General features: G+C 61.1%; 13 protein-coding genes. 1 reads left to right on the plus strand and 12 read right to left on the minus strand.

All coding sequences use genetic code 11. From position 1 onward, the window contains the following. Positions 1 to 35: 35 nt before the first annotated feature. The 12 genes from ACZ9H3_RS08595 to leuC form a co-directional block, all read right to left on the minus strand. A complete protein-coding gene (locus tag ACZ9H3_RS08595) occupies positions 36 to 728 on the minus strand; it encodes an SPOR domain-containing protein (protein ID WP_102053357.1) in 693 nt (230 codons plus the stop codon). Continuing rightward, the gene (gene folC / locus ACZ9H3_RS08600) at positions 712 to 2019 is read right to left on the minus strand and encodes a bifunctional tetrahydrofolate synthase/dihydrofolate synthase (RefSeq protein WP_476220363.1); all 1308 of its coding nucleotides are present in this window, start codon (positions 2017 to 2019) and stop codon (positions 712 to 714) included. Before folC ends, ACZ9H3_RS08595 begins: the two co-directional genes overlap by 17 nt. Beyond that, complete coding sequence (accD, locus tag ACZ9H3_RS08605) at positions 2016 to 2936, minus strand: acetyl-CoA carboxylase, carboxyltransferase subunit beta (RefSeq protein WP_065758561.1); 921 nt, start codon at positions 2934 to 2936, stop codon at positions 2016 to 2018. The genes folC and accD overlap by 4 nt, the downstream gene beginning before the upstream one ends. A 255-nt stretch (positions 2937 to 3191) precedes the next feature. Then, positions 3192 to 3812, minus strand: a complete 621-nt coding sequence (locus ACZ9H3_RS08610; RefSeq protein ID WP_065758560.1) for a phosphoribosylanthranilate isomerase — start codon at positions 3810 to 3812, stop codon at positions 3192 to 3194. Positions 3813 to 3851: 39 nt separating this feature from the next. Further along, a complete protein-coding gene (gene truA, locus ACZ9H3_RS08615; protein ID WP_476222734.1) occupies positions 3852 to 4733 on the minus strand; it encodes a tRNA pseudouridine(38-40) synthase TruA in 882 nt (293 codons plus the stop codon). A gap of 83 nt (positions 4734 to 4816) precedes the next feature. Further along, a complete protein-coding gene (locus ACZ9H3_RS08620) occupies positions 4817 to 7498 on the minus strand; it encodes a motility hub landmark protein FimV (RefSeq protein WP_476220366.1) in 2682 nt (893 codons plus the stop codon). A gap of 174 nt (positions 7499 to 7672) precedes the next feature. Continuing rightward, positions 7673 to 8683: an aspartate-semialdehyde dehydrogenase gene (locus ACZ9H3_RS08625; protein ID WP_476220368.1), complete on the minus strand. Its 1011-nt coding sequence runs from the start codon at positions 8681 to 8683 to the stop codon at positions 7673 to 7675. A 159-nt stretch (positions 8684 to 8842) separates the two neighbouring features. Further along, positions 8843 to 9955: an aspartate-semialdehyde dehydrogenase gene (gene asd, locus ACZ9H3_RS08630; RefSeq protein WP_099775443.1), complete on the minus strand. Its 1113-nt coding sequence runs from the start codon at positions 9953 to 9955 to the stop codon at positions 8843 to 8845. A 70-nt stretch (positions 9956 to 10025) separates the two neighbouring features. Next, positions 10026 to 11108, minus strand: coding sequence for a 3-isopropylmalate dehydrogenase (gene leuB, locus ACZ9H3_RS08635; protein ID WP_476220370.1), 1083 nt, complete (start codon positions 11106 to 11108; stop codon positions 10026 to 10028). Between the two features lie 52 nt (positions 11109 to 11160). Further along, complete coding sequence (locus ACZ9H3_RS08640; protein ID WP_476220372.1) at positions 11161 to 11928, minus strand: class I SAM-dependent methyltransferase; 768 nt, start codon at positions 11926 to 11928, stop codon at positions 11161 to 11163. A 66-nt stretch (positions 11929 to 11994) separates the two neighbouring features. Further along, the gene (gene leuD / locus ACZ9H3_RS08645) at positions 11995 to 12639 is read right to left on the minus strand and encodes a 3-isopropylmalate dehydratase small subunit (protein WP_330523943.1); all 645 of its coding nucleotides are present in this window, start codon (positions 12637 to 12639) and stop codon (positions 11995 to 11997) included. Next, entirely contained in the window at positions 12636 to 14069 is a 1434-nt protein-coding gene (leuC, locus tag ACZ9H3_RS08650) for a 3-isopropylmalate dehydratase large subunit (protein WP_065760965.1), read from the minus strand. Before leuC ends, leuD begins: the two co-directional genes overlap by 4 nt. Positions 14070 to 14199: 130 nt before the next feature. Between leuC and ACZ9H3_RS08655 the strand changes: the two genes are divergently transcribed. Next, the gene (locus ACZ9H3_RS08655) at positions 14200 to 15072 is read left to right on the plus strand and encodes a LysR family transcriptional regulator (RefSeq protein ID WP_065760964.1); all 873 of its coding nucleotides are present in this window, start codon (positions 14200 to 14202) and stop codon (positions 15070 to 15072) included. The last annotated feature ends 39 nt before the right edge of the window (positions 15073 to 15111 follow it).

The following is a 15111-nucleotide window of genomic DNA, read 5'->3' on the forward strand; positions in this document are numbered from 1 at the left end:
TGATTTGCCGTCCGGTAACGACCGGACGGCAAGGCTTAGCTGCGTTCTGGCTGAAAACGAACGACAAAGCCCTTGAGCTTGTGCTGACGCCCCAGCAGATCACGCAAGCGCTCAGCCTCGGCACGTTCGATCAACGGCCCGACAAACACCCGATTCATGCCGTCAGAGGAACGAATATAGGCGTTGTAGCCCTGGCTACGAAGGGTTTTCTGCAAGGTATCGGCACTGGCACGGTTGGACAGGCTGGCCAACTGCACCGACCAGCTGACCGGCAGGCCGTTGACATCGACCTTGCTCGGCGCAACCGGCTTGGCCGCTGCAACAGCCGCAACCGGAGCAGTCGTCGGCGCTGGCTTACTCACCGGCGCTGCCGCTGGCGCGACCGGCTTGGCCGCCGCAGGCACCGGCACAGGCGTGGTGGCCGGCGCGGGAGCGGGCGCTGGAACAGGCGTTGCTACCTGTGCGACCGGCGTACTCGGGGCCGATAACGCAGGCACTTGCTGCACCACAACCGGCTCCTCAGGCAACGGCTGCGGCTCGGGCACCTGCACCGGTTCAACCTGAACCTGCGGCAAATTCGGCATGCCAGGCGCTTCCGGCGCCTCGACCCGCACCTGACGCAACTCATCCTCACGCGAGAACAACATGGGCAGGAAGATTACCGCCAGCGCAACCAACACCAATGCGCCGACCATACGTTGCTTGACGACCTTATCCAGCGACGCCATCTACCTCGTCCTCCTTGGCCTGCCGAGCGAGCCACTCAAGGGCTTCACCGACACAGAAAAATGATCCGAACAGCAGTATTTCATCATCTGCCGTTGCGTGCGCACACTGCCCTTCAAGGGCCGCTGCGACACTTGGATAAGACTGCACGTTCGCACCAAGATTCTCTAGCGCTACCTGCAACTCGACAGCCGGTCGGCTACGGGCGCTCTGCAGCGGCGCCACCGCCCAGCCCTGAACCTGCTTGCACAACGGTTCGATAACGCCCGCCAGGTCTTTGTCACTGAGCAGGCCAAACACCGCCAGGCGCCTGCCTTCAGGCGCTCGCGCTGCCAGTCGCTGCGCCAGGTATTGCGCTGCATGAGGGTTGTGCCCCACGTCCAGCAGAATACTCAGACGCTTGCCCTGCCAGGTGAACTGCCGACGGTCCAGGCGACCCACGATCCGGGTCGCCTTCAAGGCAGTGACAATCTGCCCGGCATTCCAGGGCAAATCCAGCAACAGGTATGTCTGCAAGGCCAGCGCCGCGTTTTCCATCGGCAGGTCAAGCAACGGCAAGTCCTGCAACTCGACTACATTGCCGCGTGCATCAACGCCGCGCCACTGCCAATACTGGTCAGTACTGGACAGATCGAAGTCACGACCACGCAGGAAAAACGGACAGGCCAACTCACGCGCCTTATCCAGCAAGGGCTGTGGCGGATTGAGATCACCACACAAGGCCGGCTTGCCCTGGCGGAAGATCCCGGCCTTTTCAAAGGCGACCGATTCGCGGGTATCGCCCAGCCAGTCAGCATGGTCAACACCAATACTGGTGACAACAGCAAGGTCGGCATCGACCAGATTGACAGCATCCAGCCGACCGCCCAACCCGACTTCCAGCACAACGGCATCCAGCGCCGACTGCCGGAACAGCCAGAACGCCGCCAGGGTACCCATCTCGAAGTAGGTCAGGGAAATGTCGCCACGGGCGGCCTCGACCGCCACGAACGCCTCGCACAACTGCGCATCGCTGGCCTCGACACCGTCGATCTGCACGCGCTCGTTGTAACGCAGCAGGTGCGGCGAGCTGTAGACACCCACCTTGAGCCCCTGCGCCTGCAACAGTGCCGCCACGAAGGCGCAGGTCGAACCCTTGCCGTTGGTGCCGGTCACGGTGATTACCCGTGGCGCCGGCTTGCCCAACCCGAGCCGCGCCGCAACCTGTTGCGAGCGCTCCAGGCCCATGTCGATGGCCGACGGATGCAACTGCTCCAGGTAGGCAAGCCAGTCGCCAAGGGTACGCGAGGTCATACCGTGGCAGGCGCCGGCGGAACAACCACAGGCTCGGCAACCGCAGCAACGATCTTCGGCGTCGGCAGCCCCATCATCTGGGCCAGCAGCGTGCCCAGACGTGCACGCAACTCCTGACGCGGAATGATCATGTCGATGGCGCCGTGCTCAAGGAGGAACTCGCTGCGCTGGAAGCCTTCTGGCAGCTTCTCACGTACGGTTTGCTCGATGACACGCGGGCCGGCGAAGCCGATCAGCGCCTTGGGCTCACCAACGATCACATCACCCAGCATTGCCAGGCTGGCAGAGACGCCGCCATACACCGGGTCGGTCAGCACCGAAATGAACGGAATGCCTTCTTCACGCAGACGCGCCAGCACGGCCGAGGTCTTGGCCATCTGCATCAGCGAGATCAGCGCTTCCTGCATGCGCGCACCACCGGAAGCAGAGAAGCAGACCATTGGGCAACGGTTTTCCAGGGCATAGTTGGCCGCACGAACAAAACGCTCACCGACGATGGCACCCATCGAGCCACCCATGAAGGAGAACTCGAAAGCACTGACCACAATCGGCATGCCAAACAGGGTGCCGCTCATGGAGATCAGCGCGTCTTTTTCGCCAGTCTGCTTCTGCGCACCGCTCAGGCGGTCCTTGTACTTCTTGCCATCACGGAACTTCAGACGGTCCACCGGCTCCAGGTCGGCACCCAGCTCCGCACGGCCTTCGGCGTCGAGGAAAATGTCCAGGCGCGCCCGCGCACCGATACGCATGTGGTGATTACACTTCGGGCAGACATCCAGGGTCTTTTCCAGCTCCGGACGATAAAGTACCGCTTCGCAGGATGGGCACTTGTGCCACAGCCCTTCAGGCACGGAACTTTTCTTCACCTCGGAACGCATGATCGAAGGGATCAGTTTGTCTACCAACCAGTTGCTCATGCTTTCTTTCTCCAGTAGCGGCGACCGCAGACAGCGCACTGTCGGGTCACGCGTATGCCCTTGAGCCAATTCGTGTTTATAAGAAGGTGGCGCGGACCCGCGAGGTCTCGCGTCGATCCCGCACCCCATTCACTCTTTACAGGCGATGCCACAGGCACCACCCGGTAATTTCGACCGGCCTTGCGGCACAGCCAGGCAGCATCAGGCTGCGATAGCTATGGACGATGGCCCGCCGCCAACCGTCACATCCGCGTATCACGCCTGACGCACCGCACGTAAAAACGCTTCGATACGGGCCGGGTCCTTGATCCCCTTGGCCTGCTCGACCCCGCCACTGACATCCACCGCATAAGGTCGAACCTGGGCAATGGCCGACGCCACGTTGTCTGCCGTCAGGCCGCCGGCCAGGATCACCGGCTTGCTCAATTTCGCCGGCACCAGCGACCAGTCGAAAGACTCACCCGTACCACCCGGTACGCCCGCCACGTAGGTATCAAGCAGCACCCCACTGGCGTTGTGATACCGGCGGCAACTGGCTTCCAGGTCATCCCCCGGGCGCACCCGCAGTGCCTTGATCCAGGGCCGATTGAATCCCTCGCACTGCTCAGGCGTTTCATCACCATGAAACTGCAACAGGTCCAGCGGTACGGCGTCGAGAATTTCGTTGAGTTCACAGCGGCTGGCGTTGACGAACAAGCCCACCGTGGTAACAAACGGCGGCAACGCGGCAATGATCGCTCGCGCCTGATGCACATCAACCGCCCGCGGACTCTTCGCGTAAAAGACCAGCCCAATGGCGTCAGCGCCCGCCTCGGCCGCTGCCAGCGCATCTTCTACACGGGTAATCCCGCAGATTTTGCTGCGAACTGCTGACATACTCGGTAAAACCTCAGCTGAACCGGAAAGCACCGGATGTTAGCAAATGACTTGCCGGTCGTCAGCCGCCAATGCTTCGAAGCCGGTCAGGAAGTGCGGACCGATAAAACGCTCAGGCAAGGCGAACTCTTCGGGGTACTCGACCTGTACCAGGTACAACCCGTAAGGATGGGCCGTAACGCCCGCACTACGGCGGTCACGACTTTCCAGCACGTCTCGCGCCCAGACCACCGGGCGTTCGCCCGCGCCAATGGTCATCAGTACGCCTGCAATATTCCGAACCATATGGTGCAGGAAGGCACTGGCGCGAATATCCAGCACAATCATCTTGCCGTGACGGGTCACGCGCAGATGATGGATTTCCTTGATCGGCGACTTGGCTTGGCACTGCCCCGCACGAAACGCGCTGAAGTCATGCGTCCCGACCAGGTACGCGGCCGCCTCGGCCATACGCTGAACATCCAGCGGACGATGGTTCCAGGTCACTTCCTGCCCCAGGTGGGCCGGACGGATCTGATCGTTGTAGATCACATAGCGATAGCGCCGGGCCGTGGCCTTGAAGCGCGCATGAAAATGCGCCGGCATCTCCTGCGACCAGGCAACACTGATGTCATGGGGCAAGTTGATGTTGGCGCCCATGACCCAGGCCTTGCTACTGCGCACGACCTGAGTGTCGAAGTGCACAACCTGGCCGCAACCATGTACGCCGGCATCGGTACGTCCTGCACAGACCAGGGAAACCGGTGAGTCCGCCACCTTCGACAGGGCTTCCTCAAGCGTCTGCTGCACGCTCAATACGCCGCTTCGCTGACGCTGCCAGCCGTGATAGCGCGAGCCTTTGTACTCGACGCCCAGGGCAATTCTGAAAAAGCCTTCGGCCGCTGCTTCGGCGGCCGCGTTATCAATGATGTCCAAGGGGATACAACCTGTCGATTTACGCAATGGCGGGGAGTATAACGACAACGGCAGCCACCAGGGCTGCCGTTGGACTTGCAGGAAAAGACTCAGGCCAGTCGCGAACGCATTTCGCTGGCTTCGCGGCGCTGCTCCTGATCACCCTCCTTGACCACTTCATCAAGAATATCGCGAGCACCTTCATTGTCGCCCATGTCGATATACGCCCGAGCCAGATCCAGCTTGGTCGCTACCTCATCGGTGCCAGCCAGGTAGTCGAACTCGGGTTCGTCATTCAGACTGGCGGCATCTTCAGCGGTAAACCGCGGCGCGACCGGCGGCAGCTCGAAACCCTGCGACAGCTTGTCGAGCTCGGCATTGACGTCCTCCAGCTCGGACGCAAAGCTGGCGGAAGCCGCATCCGAATCCCCCGACACGCTCAGGTCGAAATCATCAGGGAAGTCCAGATCACCCAAGCCTGAAAGCTCTGGCAGGTCGGCTTCAAGCCCTAGCGACTCATCAAATGCCGCCAGTTCAGCCTCGATATCCCGAGGCGCCTGGGCGACCGAAGGCGATGGCTGATCACCCACATCCAGGTCGAAATCAGCCAGGTCATCCAGTGGCTCGGGCTCGGGTTCAGCTTCGACAACCACTTCAGGCACTGCTGCAGGCTCAGGCTCAGGCTGCGGCGTTGGTTCAGGTACCTGCGGTGCGGCCACCTGCTCCTGCAGCACCGAATCAAAGCTCAGATCATCTTCAGTGTGCGCAGCTACCTGCTCGGTCAACTCCGGCACAACGGCCTCTTCGACAACCGTGGCATCCGCCAGGTCCAACCCCTCCAGATCATCCAGGCTCAGGTCAAAGGCATCACCCAGGTCATCCTCAGGCACCTGCGGCGCAACCTCGGCCGGTGACTCGTCCTGGAGCAGTTCCTTGACGTACTGTGCGTCCAGTTCTGCAGCAAGGGCAGCCGCACCACCCGCAAGGGCGACCATCGCCGGGAAGCGGCTCTTCAGCGCTTCAACATCGGCGTGATTCTGCCCCGTGGCGATCAGTTGACGCTCATGACCGGTAAAGGCATCGCGATCACCTTGGCGCGCGTAGACCTCCATCAACTTCAAACGCAGATCGCTGCGCTGCGGCGCTTGTTCAACCGCTGGTTCAAGCAACTCGGCAGCATGGTTCAAACGACCACGCGCAATGCTCAAGTCAACCTCAGCCAACAGGGGGTCTACTGGCTCAGCCACAATTTCGGGCTCAGCGACCAACTCTGGCTCATCCTCAACCACTGGAGCAGCCTTCACCACTGGCTTCGGCTCAACGGCTTTCGGCGCAGGCTCTACCGGCGCCTGTTCAGCGGCCGTGGCCGCTGCTGCGGATGCAGCCACCACGGCAGGAGCCAGCTTGACGCTTGGCGCCGACACTTCCAGCCCCTCGAAGCTGCTTTCCGGCAGGTCCAGGTCAGGCCCCAACTCGGACTCTTCAGCCAGTGCACGCGCCATGCGCAGGTGCTTTTCCGCCTCCTGCTGAGCCTTGCGCTTACGCGCCAACAACAGCAAAAGCAGCAGCAACACCAGCAGCGCCGAACCTGCGATCAATGCCAGCAGCAGCGGATTGCCCAACAGATCATCCAGCGAAGTCTTGGCTGCCTGCGACTCTACCGATACCGGCGCGGTATCGGTCGCAGCGGGCGCAGGCGTGACGACAGGGTTGGTCGCCGCCGGCTGCAATTGTGCAGCAATCACCGGCTGCTCCGGCGCCGCATTCGCTGCAGGCTCTGGAGCAGCTGCAGCCTGAGCTTCAAGCCGGGCCAATTGATCATTTTTCAGCTGAATAAGGCGCTGAAGCTTGTCCAGCTGGCTTTGCAGGTCCGCCATGCGCTCTTTCAGCTCGGCGTTATCGCGGCGGCTGGTGTCGAGGGTTTCCTGAGTGGTTGCCAGCTTGTCAGCCAGCGCCTTGTTGCCCGAAGCACCCTTGGCGCCAGGCGTCACCAGACGCAGGTTGTCCTGCTTGACGATACGGGCGGGTGCAGCCTGAGCCTTGACGCGGTGCGTGGCGTCCAGTTGACGCGCGCGCGGGCCCAGACGGCGCCCTTCACGCCAGGCCGCATACTGCTCGGCCACTTCCTTCACGGCCTGCGGCTGGGGTGTGCTCTGAATCTGCTGGGCGTCGGGCAGGCGCAACACCTGGCCCGTCTTGAGCTGATTGATGTTGCCATTGATGAACGCATCCGGGTTCAGGGCCTGGATAGCCAGCATGGTCTGCTGCACCGAACCACCCTGACGCGCCTTGGCGGCAATTTCCCACAAGGTGTCACGGCGAACCGTGGTGTAGCGTGCCGGCGCGGTCACCGCAGGGGTCACTGCAGCCGCCTGCGCCGACTGAGGCGAGAACTTCGCCTGATCGATCAGTACGCTGTAGTCACGCAGCAAGCGCCCGTTGGGCCACATGACCTGAACAAGGAACTTGACCATCGGTGCCGGCAGCGGCTGACTGGAGGTCACCCGCAGCACACTTTTGCCGGCCGGATTGATCACCGGCGTGAACGTCAGGTCATTGAGGTAGCCCAGGCGCTCCACACCGGCCTTGGCGAACTCTTCGTTCGGTGCCAGGCTCGGCGCGATTTCGGCAGCGGTCAGGTCACGCACATCGAGCAATTCGATTTCGGCATACAGCGGTTGGTTCTGCGCCGACTTGAGGGTCAGCTCGCCCAAGCCGAGGGCATGCGCCATACCGGACGACAGCGCCGACGCGGCAGCTATTGCTAACACCAGTTTGCGAATTCGAAGCATGACCTCATCCTTTGTGTGAGCCTTCCCCGGCAACCGAGAAGAAGTGAAAAACTGCCCTTGGGCATCGACCGGCATTGAGCTGCGAGCCATGTTTGCAACCTGCCCCGCAAGCGCCCAAGGGCCGCTCACTTCCAGCAATCCAGAATCTTTATGCAAAGTGTTGCCAAGTATCTTTTACGCAAGGTCTTTTATCAACAATTCCGCCAGTTGCACTGCGTTCAAGGCCGCGCCTTTGCGCACATTGTCCGTAGTCAGCCACAGGTTGAGTTGTTCGGCTTCGTCGATACCACCACGCACCCGCCCTACATAGACCACATCCTGCCCCACCGCGTCACCGACCGGCGTCGGATAGTCACCGGCATCGACCAGCTCCACGCCCTCAGCCGACTCCAATGCAGCATTGACCGCCGCCAGATCAACCGCCGTACGACTGTGCAACGACACACTGTAGCTATCGCCAAAAAACACCGGGACTTGAACGCAGGTCACGGAAATCTTGAGTAAAGGCAAATCCAGCAGTTCACGCAGCTCGGCCACCAGACGACGCTCCAGCACACCATGCCCCGCATCATCACTGGCGCCGACCTGAGCCAGTAGATTGAAGGCCATCTGCCGGTCGAAGAAGCGTGGCTCCAGTGGACGTGCATTGAGCAGCTCAGCCGTCTGGCGAGCCAGCTCTTTGACCGCCTCACGCCCTTGGGCCGAAACTGCCAGGCACGCGGTCAGTTGCACACGCTCCAGCTCCAGCAAACCCTTGAGTGGTGCCAATGCCACCGCCAGCGCCACCGCGGCGGCACTCGGGCTACGCAGTTGCTTGGGCGAGGCCAGGCCGGCAATCAGGGCGGCATTGGCTTCTGGCACGACGGCAGGCGCCTGCTCGGCCGACAAGGCGCCGGACAGGTCGATCACCGCACACCCGGCGGCCTGTGCTCGCGGCGCAAAACTCAGGGTCACGGCCGGGCTGGCGGCAAAGAACGCCAACTGGACCTGACTGAAGTCAAACGCATCCACCTCGCGCACGCGCAGGTTCTTGCCACGGTAGGCCACCGAGCTGCCGGTCGACTCGATGCTCGCCAACAGGTGCAACGTACCCAGCGGAAAATCGCGCTCCTCAAGAATCTGCACAAGGGTTTCGCCGACCGTTCCGGTGGCGCCGATCACGGCAATATTGATGGGTTGGCTCATGAAAAATCCTCTGCGGGTACGGCGGGAGCGGCACTTTACTTGGATTCTGCCCCAAGGGACACCTCAAGCGGGCAGGAAGCAACCTCGACCAGTGTGACTGAAAACAAAAAACCCGCGCTGTCAGACAGCGCGGGTTTCGGTGTCAGCTACAGAAGCTGATCAACGCTCCAGCAGGATCCGCAGCATGCGGCGCAGCGGCTCGGCAGCACCCCACAGCAGTTGGTCACCCACGGTGAACGCGCCCAGGTACTGGGAGCCCATGTTCAGTTTGCGCAGACGACCCACCGGGATATTCAAGGTGCCGGTAACGTTGGTCGGGCTCAGCTCACGCATGCTGATTTCACGCTGGTTAGGCACCAGCTTCACCCACGGATTGTGCTGGCTGATCATGCCTTCGATATCGGCGATCGGCACATCCTTGTTCAGCTTGATGGTCAGTGCCTGGCTATGGCAGCGCATGGCGCCGATGCGCACGCAGATACCGTCGACCGGGATCGGGCTCTTGAAGCGACCCAGGATCTTGTTGGTCTCGGCCTGTGCTTTCCATTCTTCACGGCTCTGGCCGTTTGGCAGTTCCTTGTCGATCCAGGGGATCAGGCTGCCAGCCAGCGGCACACCGAAGTTCTCGGTCGGGTAAGCATCGCTGCGCATGGCCTCGGCAACCTTGCGGTCGATGTCGAGAATGGCACTGGCCGGGTTGGCCAGGTCGTCGGCAACGGCAGCATGGGTAGCGCCCATCTGACGGATCAGCTCACGCATGTTCTGTGCACCGGCACCGGACGCGGCCTGGTAGGTCATGGCACTCATCCACTCGACCAGACCAGCCTCAAACAGCCCGCCCAGGCCCATCAGCATCAGGCTGACGGTGCAGTTGCCACCGATGTAGTTCTTGGTACCGGCATCCAGTTGCTGGTCGATCACCTTGCGGTTGACCGGATCCAGCACGATGACCGCGTCGTCCTGCATGCGCAGGCTGGAAGCGGCATCGATCCAGTAACCCTGCCAGCCGGCTTCACGCAGCTTTGGGAACACCTCGTTGGTGTAGTCGCCACCCTGACAGGTCAGGATGACGTCGAGGGTCTTGAGCTCTTCAATACTGTAAGCATCCTTGAGAGGGGCAATTTCCTTGCCCACTGCCGGACCTTGTCCACCCACATTGGAGGTGGTGAAGAACACCGGCTCGATAAGATCGAAATCCTGCTCTTCCAGCATCCGCTGCATGAGCACGGAACCGACCATACCGCGCCAACCGATCAGACCTACACGTTTCATCGCAACTACACCTTTGCTAAAAAGTGGGCCGCTGCCTTAAAGGGAAAAAATCGGCAGCGGGCCAGAGAGATTACAGATTCCGCAGCGCTGCGACTACTGCGTCGCCCATTTCCTGCGTACCCACCTTGTTGCAACCTGCCGACCAGATGTCGCCCGTACGCAGGCCTTGATCCAGCACCAGGCTCACCGCCTTTTCAATGGCATCGGCCACTGCGGTCTGATTGAAACTGTAACGCAGCATCATCGAGACCGACAGGATGGTCGCCAGAGGGTTGGCAATACCCTGCCCGGCGATGTCCGGTGCCGAGCCGTGGCAAGGCTCATACATACCCTTGTTGTTGGCATCCAGCGACGCTGAAGGCAGCATGCCGATAGAGCCGGTGAGCATGGAAGCTTCATCCGACAGGATGTCGCCAAACATGTTGTCGGTGACGATCACGTCGAACTGCTTGGGCGCACGAACCAGTTGCATGGCCGCATTGTCGACGTACATGTGGCTGAGCTCGACGTCCGGGTAATCCTTGGCCACCTGCTCGACCACTTCACGCCACAGTTGGCTGGAAGCCAGCACGTTGGCCTTGTCGACCGAGCAGAGCTTCTTGCCGCGCACGCGTGCCATGTCAAAGCCGACACGGGCGATACGACGCACTTCACTCTCGCTGTATGGCAGGGTGTCATAGGCCTGACGCTCGCCACCTTCCAGCTCACGGGTGCCACGCGGGGCGCCGAAATAGATACCACCGGTCAGCTCGCGAACGATGAGGATGTCCAGGCCGGCGACGATTTCAGGCTTCAGCGACGAGGCATCCGCCAGTTGCGGATAGAGGATCGCCGGGCGCAGGTTGCCAAACAGACCGAGCTGCGAACGGATCTTCAGCAGGCCACGCTCAGGGCGAATGTCACGCTCGATCTTGTCCCATTTCGGCCCACCGACAGCGCCCAGCAGCACGGCGTCAGCCTTGCGCGCACGCTCCAGGGTTTCGTCGGCCAGCGGCACGCCATGCTTGTCGATGGCCGCGCCACCGATCACATCGTGCTCAAGGCTGAAGCCCAGTTGGAACTTGTCGTTGGCAAGCTCCAGCACCTTGACCGCTTCGGCCATGATTTCCGGACCAATACCGTCACCAGGGAGAATCAGAATCTGCTTGCTCATGCTTTCCTCTATTCAATTCAAGCGGTGTGCCGACACAGGCCCACCCAAAAAACTAGCGCTCGGCCCACAGTACCAGCACGTCGGTGCTGAAGGAGCCATCAGCTTCAATCTGGTAATACTGCCGCACTTCCTCACCCATTGCCTGCTGCAATTGGCGTATGGCCGCACGCATCGGCTCAGGGGTACGCATGCGTTCCACCCACGAGGTGTACTCGAGACGTAAACGCTGACGGGTGTGGCTGCGCGTGAACAAGCCGGCTTCACTGACCTGCTGCAGCCACTCGGCGGCCGAGTAATCACGCACGTGACTGGTGTCACGCAACACTTCCACGGTTTGCAGGTAGGTGTCGAGCAACGGGCTGCCGGGCGACATGACATCAATGAACGCCACAACCCCGCCCGGTTTCAACACACGACGCACCTCACGCAACGCCAGGCCCAAATCGCTCCAGTGATGCGCCGAGTAACGGCTGAACACGAAATCGAACGAGGCATCGGCAAACGGCAGGCGTTCAGCCGCACCACGCTCGGTAACGATATTGCCCAAGCCACGTTCAGTGGCCGCAGCTGCCACCACATCGAGCATCTGCTGCGACAGGTCGTAGGCGACGACCTCAGCCACCAACGGCGCGACGTGAAAACTCACATGCCCGGCGCCGCAGCCCAGGTCCAGTACACGCGCACTGCCCTGGTCGCGCAACGCGGCCTGCAACAGCGCAAATTCGGTGCCTTGGGCATGCACGGCGCTACTCAGGTAGGCGGCAGCCTGCTCGCCGAACTGGCGCTGGACGACTTCGGTGTGAACGGTGCTGCGGGTCATCGGCAGATCTCCTGGGCCCTATCGCCGGCAGTGCCAGCGATAGCCTCGACAAACTCAATACAGCAATCAGGCGTCACGAAACAGCCAGGGCTGGCTGGCGCGATGCTTGGCTTCAAACGTCGCAATGGCATCACGGTCCTGAAGGGTCAGGCCGATATCGTCCAGGCCATTGAGCAGGCAATGCTTGCGGAACGCGTCGATCTCGAAGCTCAACACCTTGCCATCGGGACGGGTGACGGTCTGCGACTGCAAATCGACCGTCAACTGATAACCTGGCGCCGCTTCAACCTGCTTGAACAGTGCGTCGACTTCCTCATCGCTGAGGATGATTGGCAGCAAGCCGTTCTTGAAGCTGTTGTTGAAGAAGATGTCGGCATAGCTCGGCGCAATAATGGTACGGAAACCATATTCCTCAAGCGCCCACGGCGCGTGCTCACGGCTGGAACCGCAACCGAAGTTTTCCCGCGCCAGCAGCACACTGGCACCCTGATAGCGCTCATGGTTGAGCACGAAATCCGGGTTTACCGGGCGCTTGCTGTTGTCCTGATAAGGCTGACCGACATCCAGGTAACGCCACTCGTCGAACAGATTCGGGCCGAAACCGGTGCGCTTGATCGACTTCAGGAACTGCTTGGGAATGATCTGGTCGGTGTCGACGTTGGCACGGTCCAACGGGACGACAAGGCCGGTATGCTGGGTAAAGGCTTTCATGCTGCGCTCCCTTGAATCAACTCGCGTACATCGACAAAACGACCGGTAACGGCGGCGGCCGCGGCCATTGCCGGGCTGACCAGATGGGTACGTCCGCCAGCACCCTGACGGCCCTCGAAGTTACGGTTGGAGGTCGACGCACAGTGCTCGCCCGACTCCAGACGGTCCGGGTTCATCGCCAAACACATCGAGCACCCTGGCTCACGCCATTCAAAACCGGCTTCAAGGAAGATCTTGTCCAGGCCTTCCTGCTCGGCCTGGGCTTTCACCAGGCCCGAGCCGGGTACCACGATCGCCTGCTTGATGGTCGAGGCAACCTTGCGGCCTTTGGCAATTTCAGCGGCGGCACGCAAGTCTTCGATCCGCGAGTTGGTGCAGGAACCGATAAATACACGATCAAGCTGGATGTCGGTGATCGCCTGGTTGGCCTGCAAGCCCATGTACTTCAAGGCCCGCTCGATGGAACCGCGCTTGACCAGATCGGCCTCGGCAGCCGGGTCCGGTACGCGCTGATCGACAGCAAGGACCATTTCCGGCGAGGTGCCCCAGCTGACTTGCGGTTTGATCTGCGCAGCGTCCAGTTCGACGACGGTGTCGAACACGGCATCAGCATCGGAAACCAGGTCTTTCCAGGCTTCGACCGCGAGCGCCCACTGCTCGCCCTTCGGCGCATACGGGCGGCCCTTCACATACTCGACCGTCTTCTCATCGGTAGCGACCAGACCGACACGGGCACCGGCTTCAATGGCCATGTTGCAGATGGTCATGCGCCCTTCGACAGACAGGTCACGAATCGCGCTACCGGCGAACTCGATGGCATGGCCGTTACCGCCAGCGGTACCGATCTTGCCGATCACGGCCAGCACGATGTCCTTGGCAGTCACACCGAACGGCAATTGGCCTTCGACGCGCACCAGCATGTTCTTCATTTTCTTGGCGACCAGGCACTGGGTAGCCAGTACGTGTTCGACCTCGGAGGTGCCAATACCATGGGCCAAGGCACCGAAAGCACCATGGGTGGAGGTGTGCGAATCGCCGCAAACCACGGTCATGCCTGGCAGGGTCGCGCCCTGTTCCGGGCCGATCACGTGGACAATGCCCTGGCGCACATCATTCATCTTGAACTCGACGATGCCATACTCGTCGCAGTTTTCATCGAGGGTCTGCACCTGCAGGCGCGACACCTGGTCGACGATGGCCTCAATGCCGCCCTTGCGCTCAGGCGTGGTCGGCACGTTATGGTCAGGCGTGGCAATGTTGGCATCGATGCGCCAGGGTTTGCGATTGGCCAGACGCAGGCCTTCGAAGGCTTGCGGCGACGTCACTTCGTGAATGATGTGACGATCGATGTAGATCAGCGCCGACCCATCGTCGCGCTGCTTGACCAAATGCGAATCCCAGAGCTTGTCGTAGAGCGTTTTGCCGGCCATCAGACTGTTCCTCATCAGCGTCTTTCTATGCCAATAACCACTTGGCTTGTACGGACGATGCTATGAGGTTAGATTGAATAACTCAAATTCATAATTTTTATACTTTGGATAACCAAAAGGAATCCGAGTAGTGGACCTGGCCAACCTCAATGCTTTTATTGCCATCGCCGAAACCGGGAGCTTTTCCGCTGCCGGCGAACGCCTGCACCTGACCCAGCCGGCCGTCAGCAAACGCATTGCCGGGCTTGAGCAACAATTGGACGTACGACTGTTCGACCGCCTGGGTCGCGAAGTGAACCTGACCGAGGCCGGGCGTGCGCTGCTGCCGCGGGCCTACCAGATCCTCAACGTGCTGGACGACACCCGCCGCGCCCTGACCAACCTGACCGGCGAAGTCAGCGGCCGCCTGACTCTGGCCACCAGCCATCACATCGGCCTGCACCGTTTGCCGCCATTGCTGCGAGCCTTTACCCGAGCGTACCCGTCCGTCGCACTGGATATTCAGTTCCTCGACTCGGAAGTGGCCTATGAAGAAATTCTTCATGGCCGCGCCGAAATCGCCGTCATCACCCTCGCGCCCGAGCCTCACGCCCTGGTTCGCGCCGTGCCCGTCTGGGACGACCCGCTGGACTTCGTCGCCGCCCCCGAACACCCGCTGGCACGCAAGGGCGCTGTAAGCCTGGCCGATATCGCACACCACCCAGCGGTTTTCCCCGGCGGCAACACCTTCACCCACCATATCGTTCAGCGCCTGTTTGAAGCGCAGGGTCTTACCCCCAACATCGCCATGAGCACCAACTACCTGGAAACCATCAAGATGATGGTGTCCATCGGGCTGGCGTGGAGTGTGCTGCCACGTACTATGCTCGATGATCAGGTCGCATCCATCGCGTTGCCAGGCATACAACTGTCGCGACAACTAGGCTACATTCTGCACACTGAGCGAACGTTATCGAATGCCGCCAAAGCCTTCATGGCTTTGCTCGACAGCCACGCAGTATGACCTTGAGCCCAGGCTGAACGCTTACAGAAGGCTCTGATC

It is taken from the genome of Pseudomonas sp. TE3910 (assembly GCF_056279025.1).

Bases quoted from the DNA above. Each gene is read 5' to 3' on its own strand.
- ACZ9H3_RS08620 (WP_476220366.1), bottom strand. From the start codon at position 7,498: ATGCTTCGAATTCGCAAACTGGTGTTAGCAATAGCTGCCGCGTCGGCG.
- leuB (WP_476220370.1), bottom strand. From the start codon at position 11,108: ATGAGCAAGCAGATTCTGATTCTCCCTGGTGACGGTATTGGTCCGGAA.
- ACZ9H3_RS08625 (WP_476220368.1), bottom strand. From the start codon at position 8,683: ATGAGCCAACCCATCAATATTGCCGTGATCGGCGCCACCGGAACGGTC.
- asd (WP_099775443.1), bottom strand. From the start codon at position 9,955: ATGAAACGTGTAGGTCTGATCGGTTGGCGCGGTATGGTCGGTTCCGTG.
- leuD (WP_330523943.1), bottom strand. From the start codon at position 12,639: ATGAAAGCCTTTACCCAGCATACCGGCCTTGTCGTCCCGTTGGACCGT.
- ACZ9H3_RS08595 (WP_102053357.1), bottom strand. From the start codon at position 728: ATGGCGTCGCTGGATAAGGTCGTCAAGCAACGTATGGTCGGCGCATTG.
- leuC (WP_065760965.1), bottom strand. From the start codon at position 14,069: ATGGCCGGCAAAACGCTCTACGACAAGCTCTGGGATTCGCATTTGGTC.
- accD (WP_065758561.1), bottom strand. From the start codon at position 2,936: ATGAGCAACTGGTTGGTAGACAAACTGATCCCTTCGATCATGCGTTCC.
- ACZ9H3_RS08610 (WP_065758560.1), bottom strand. From the start codon at position 3,812: ATGTCAGCAGTTCGCAGCAAAATCTGCGGGATTACCCGTGTAGAAGAT.
- ACZ9H3_RS08640 (WP_476220372.1), bottom strand. From the start codon at position 11,928: ATGACCCGCAGCACCGTTCACACCGAAGTCGTCCAGCGCCAGTTCGGC.
- folC (WP_476220363.1), bottom strand. From the start codon at position 2,019: ATGACCTCGCGTACCCTTGGCGACTGGCTTGCCTACCTGGAGCAGTTG.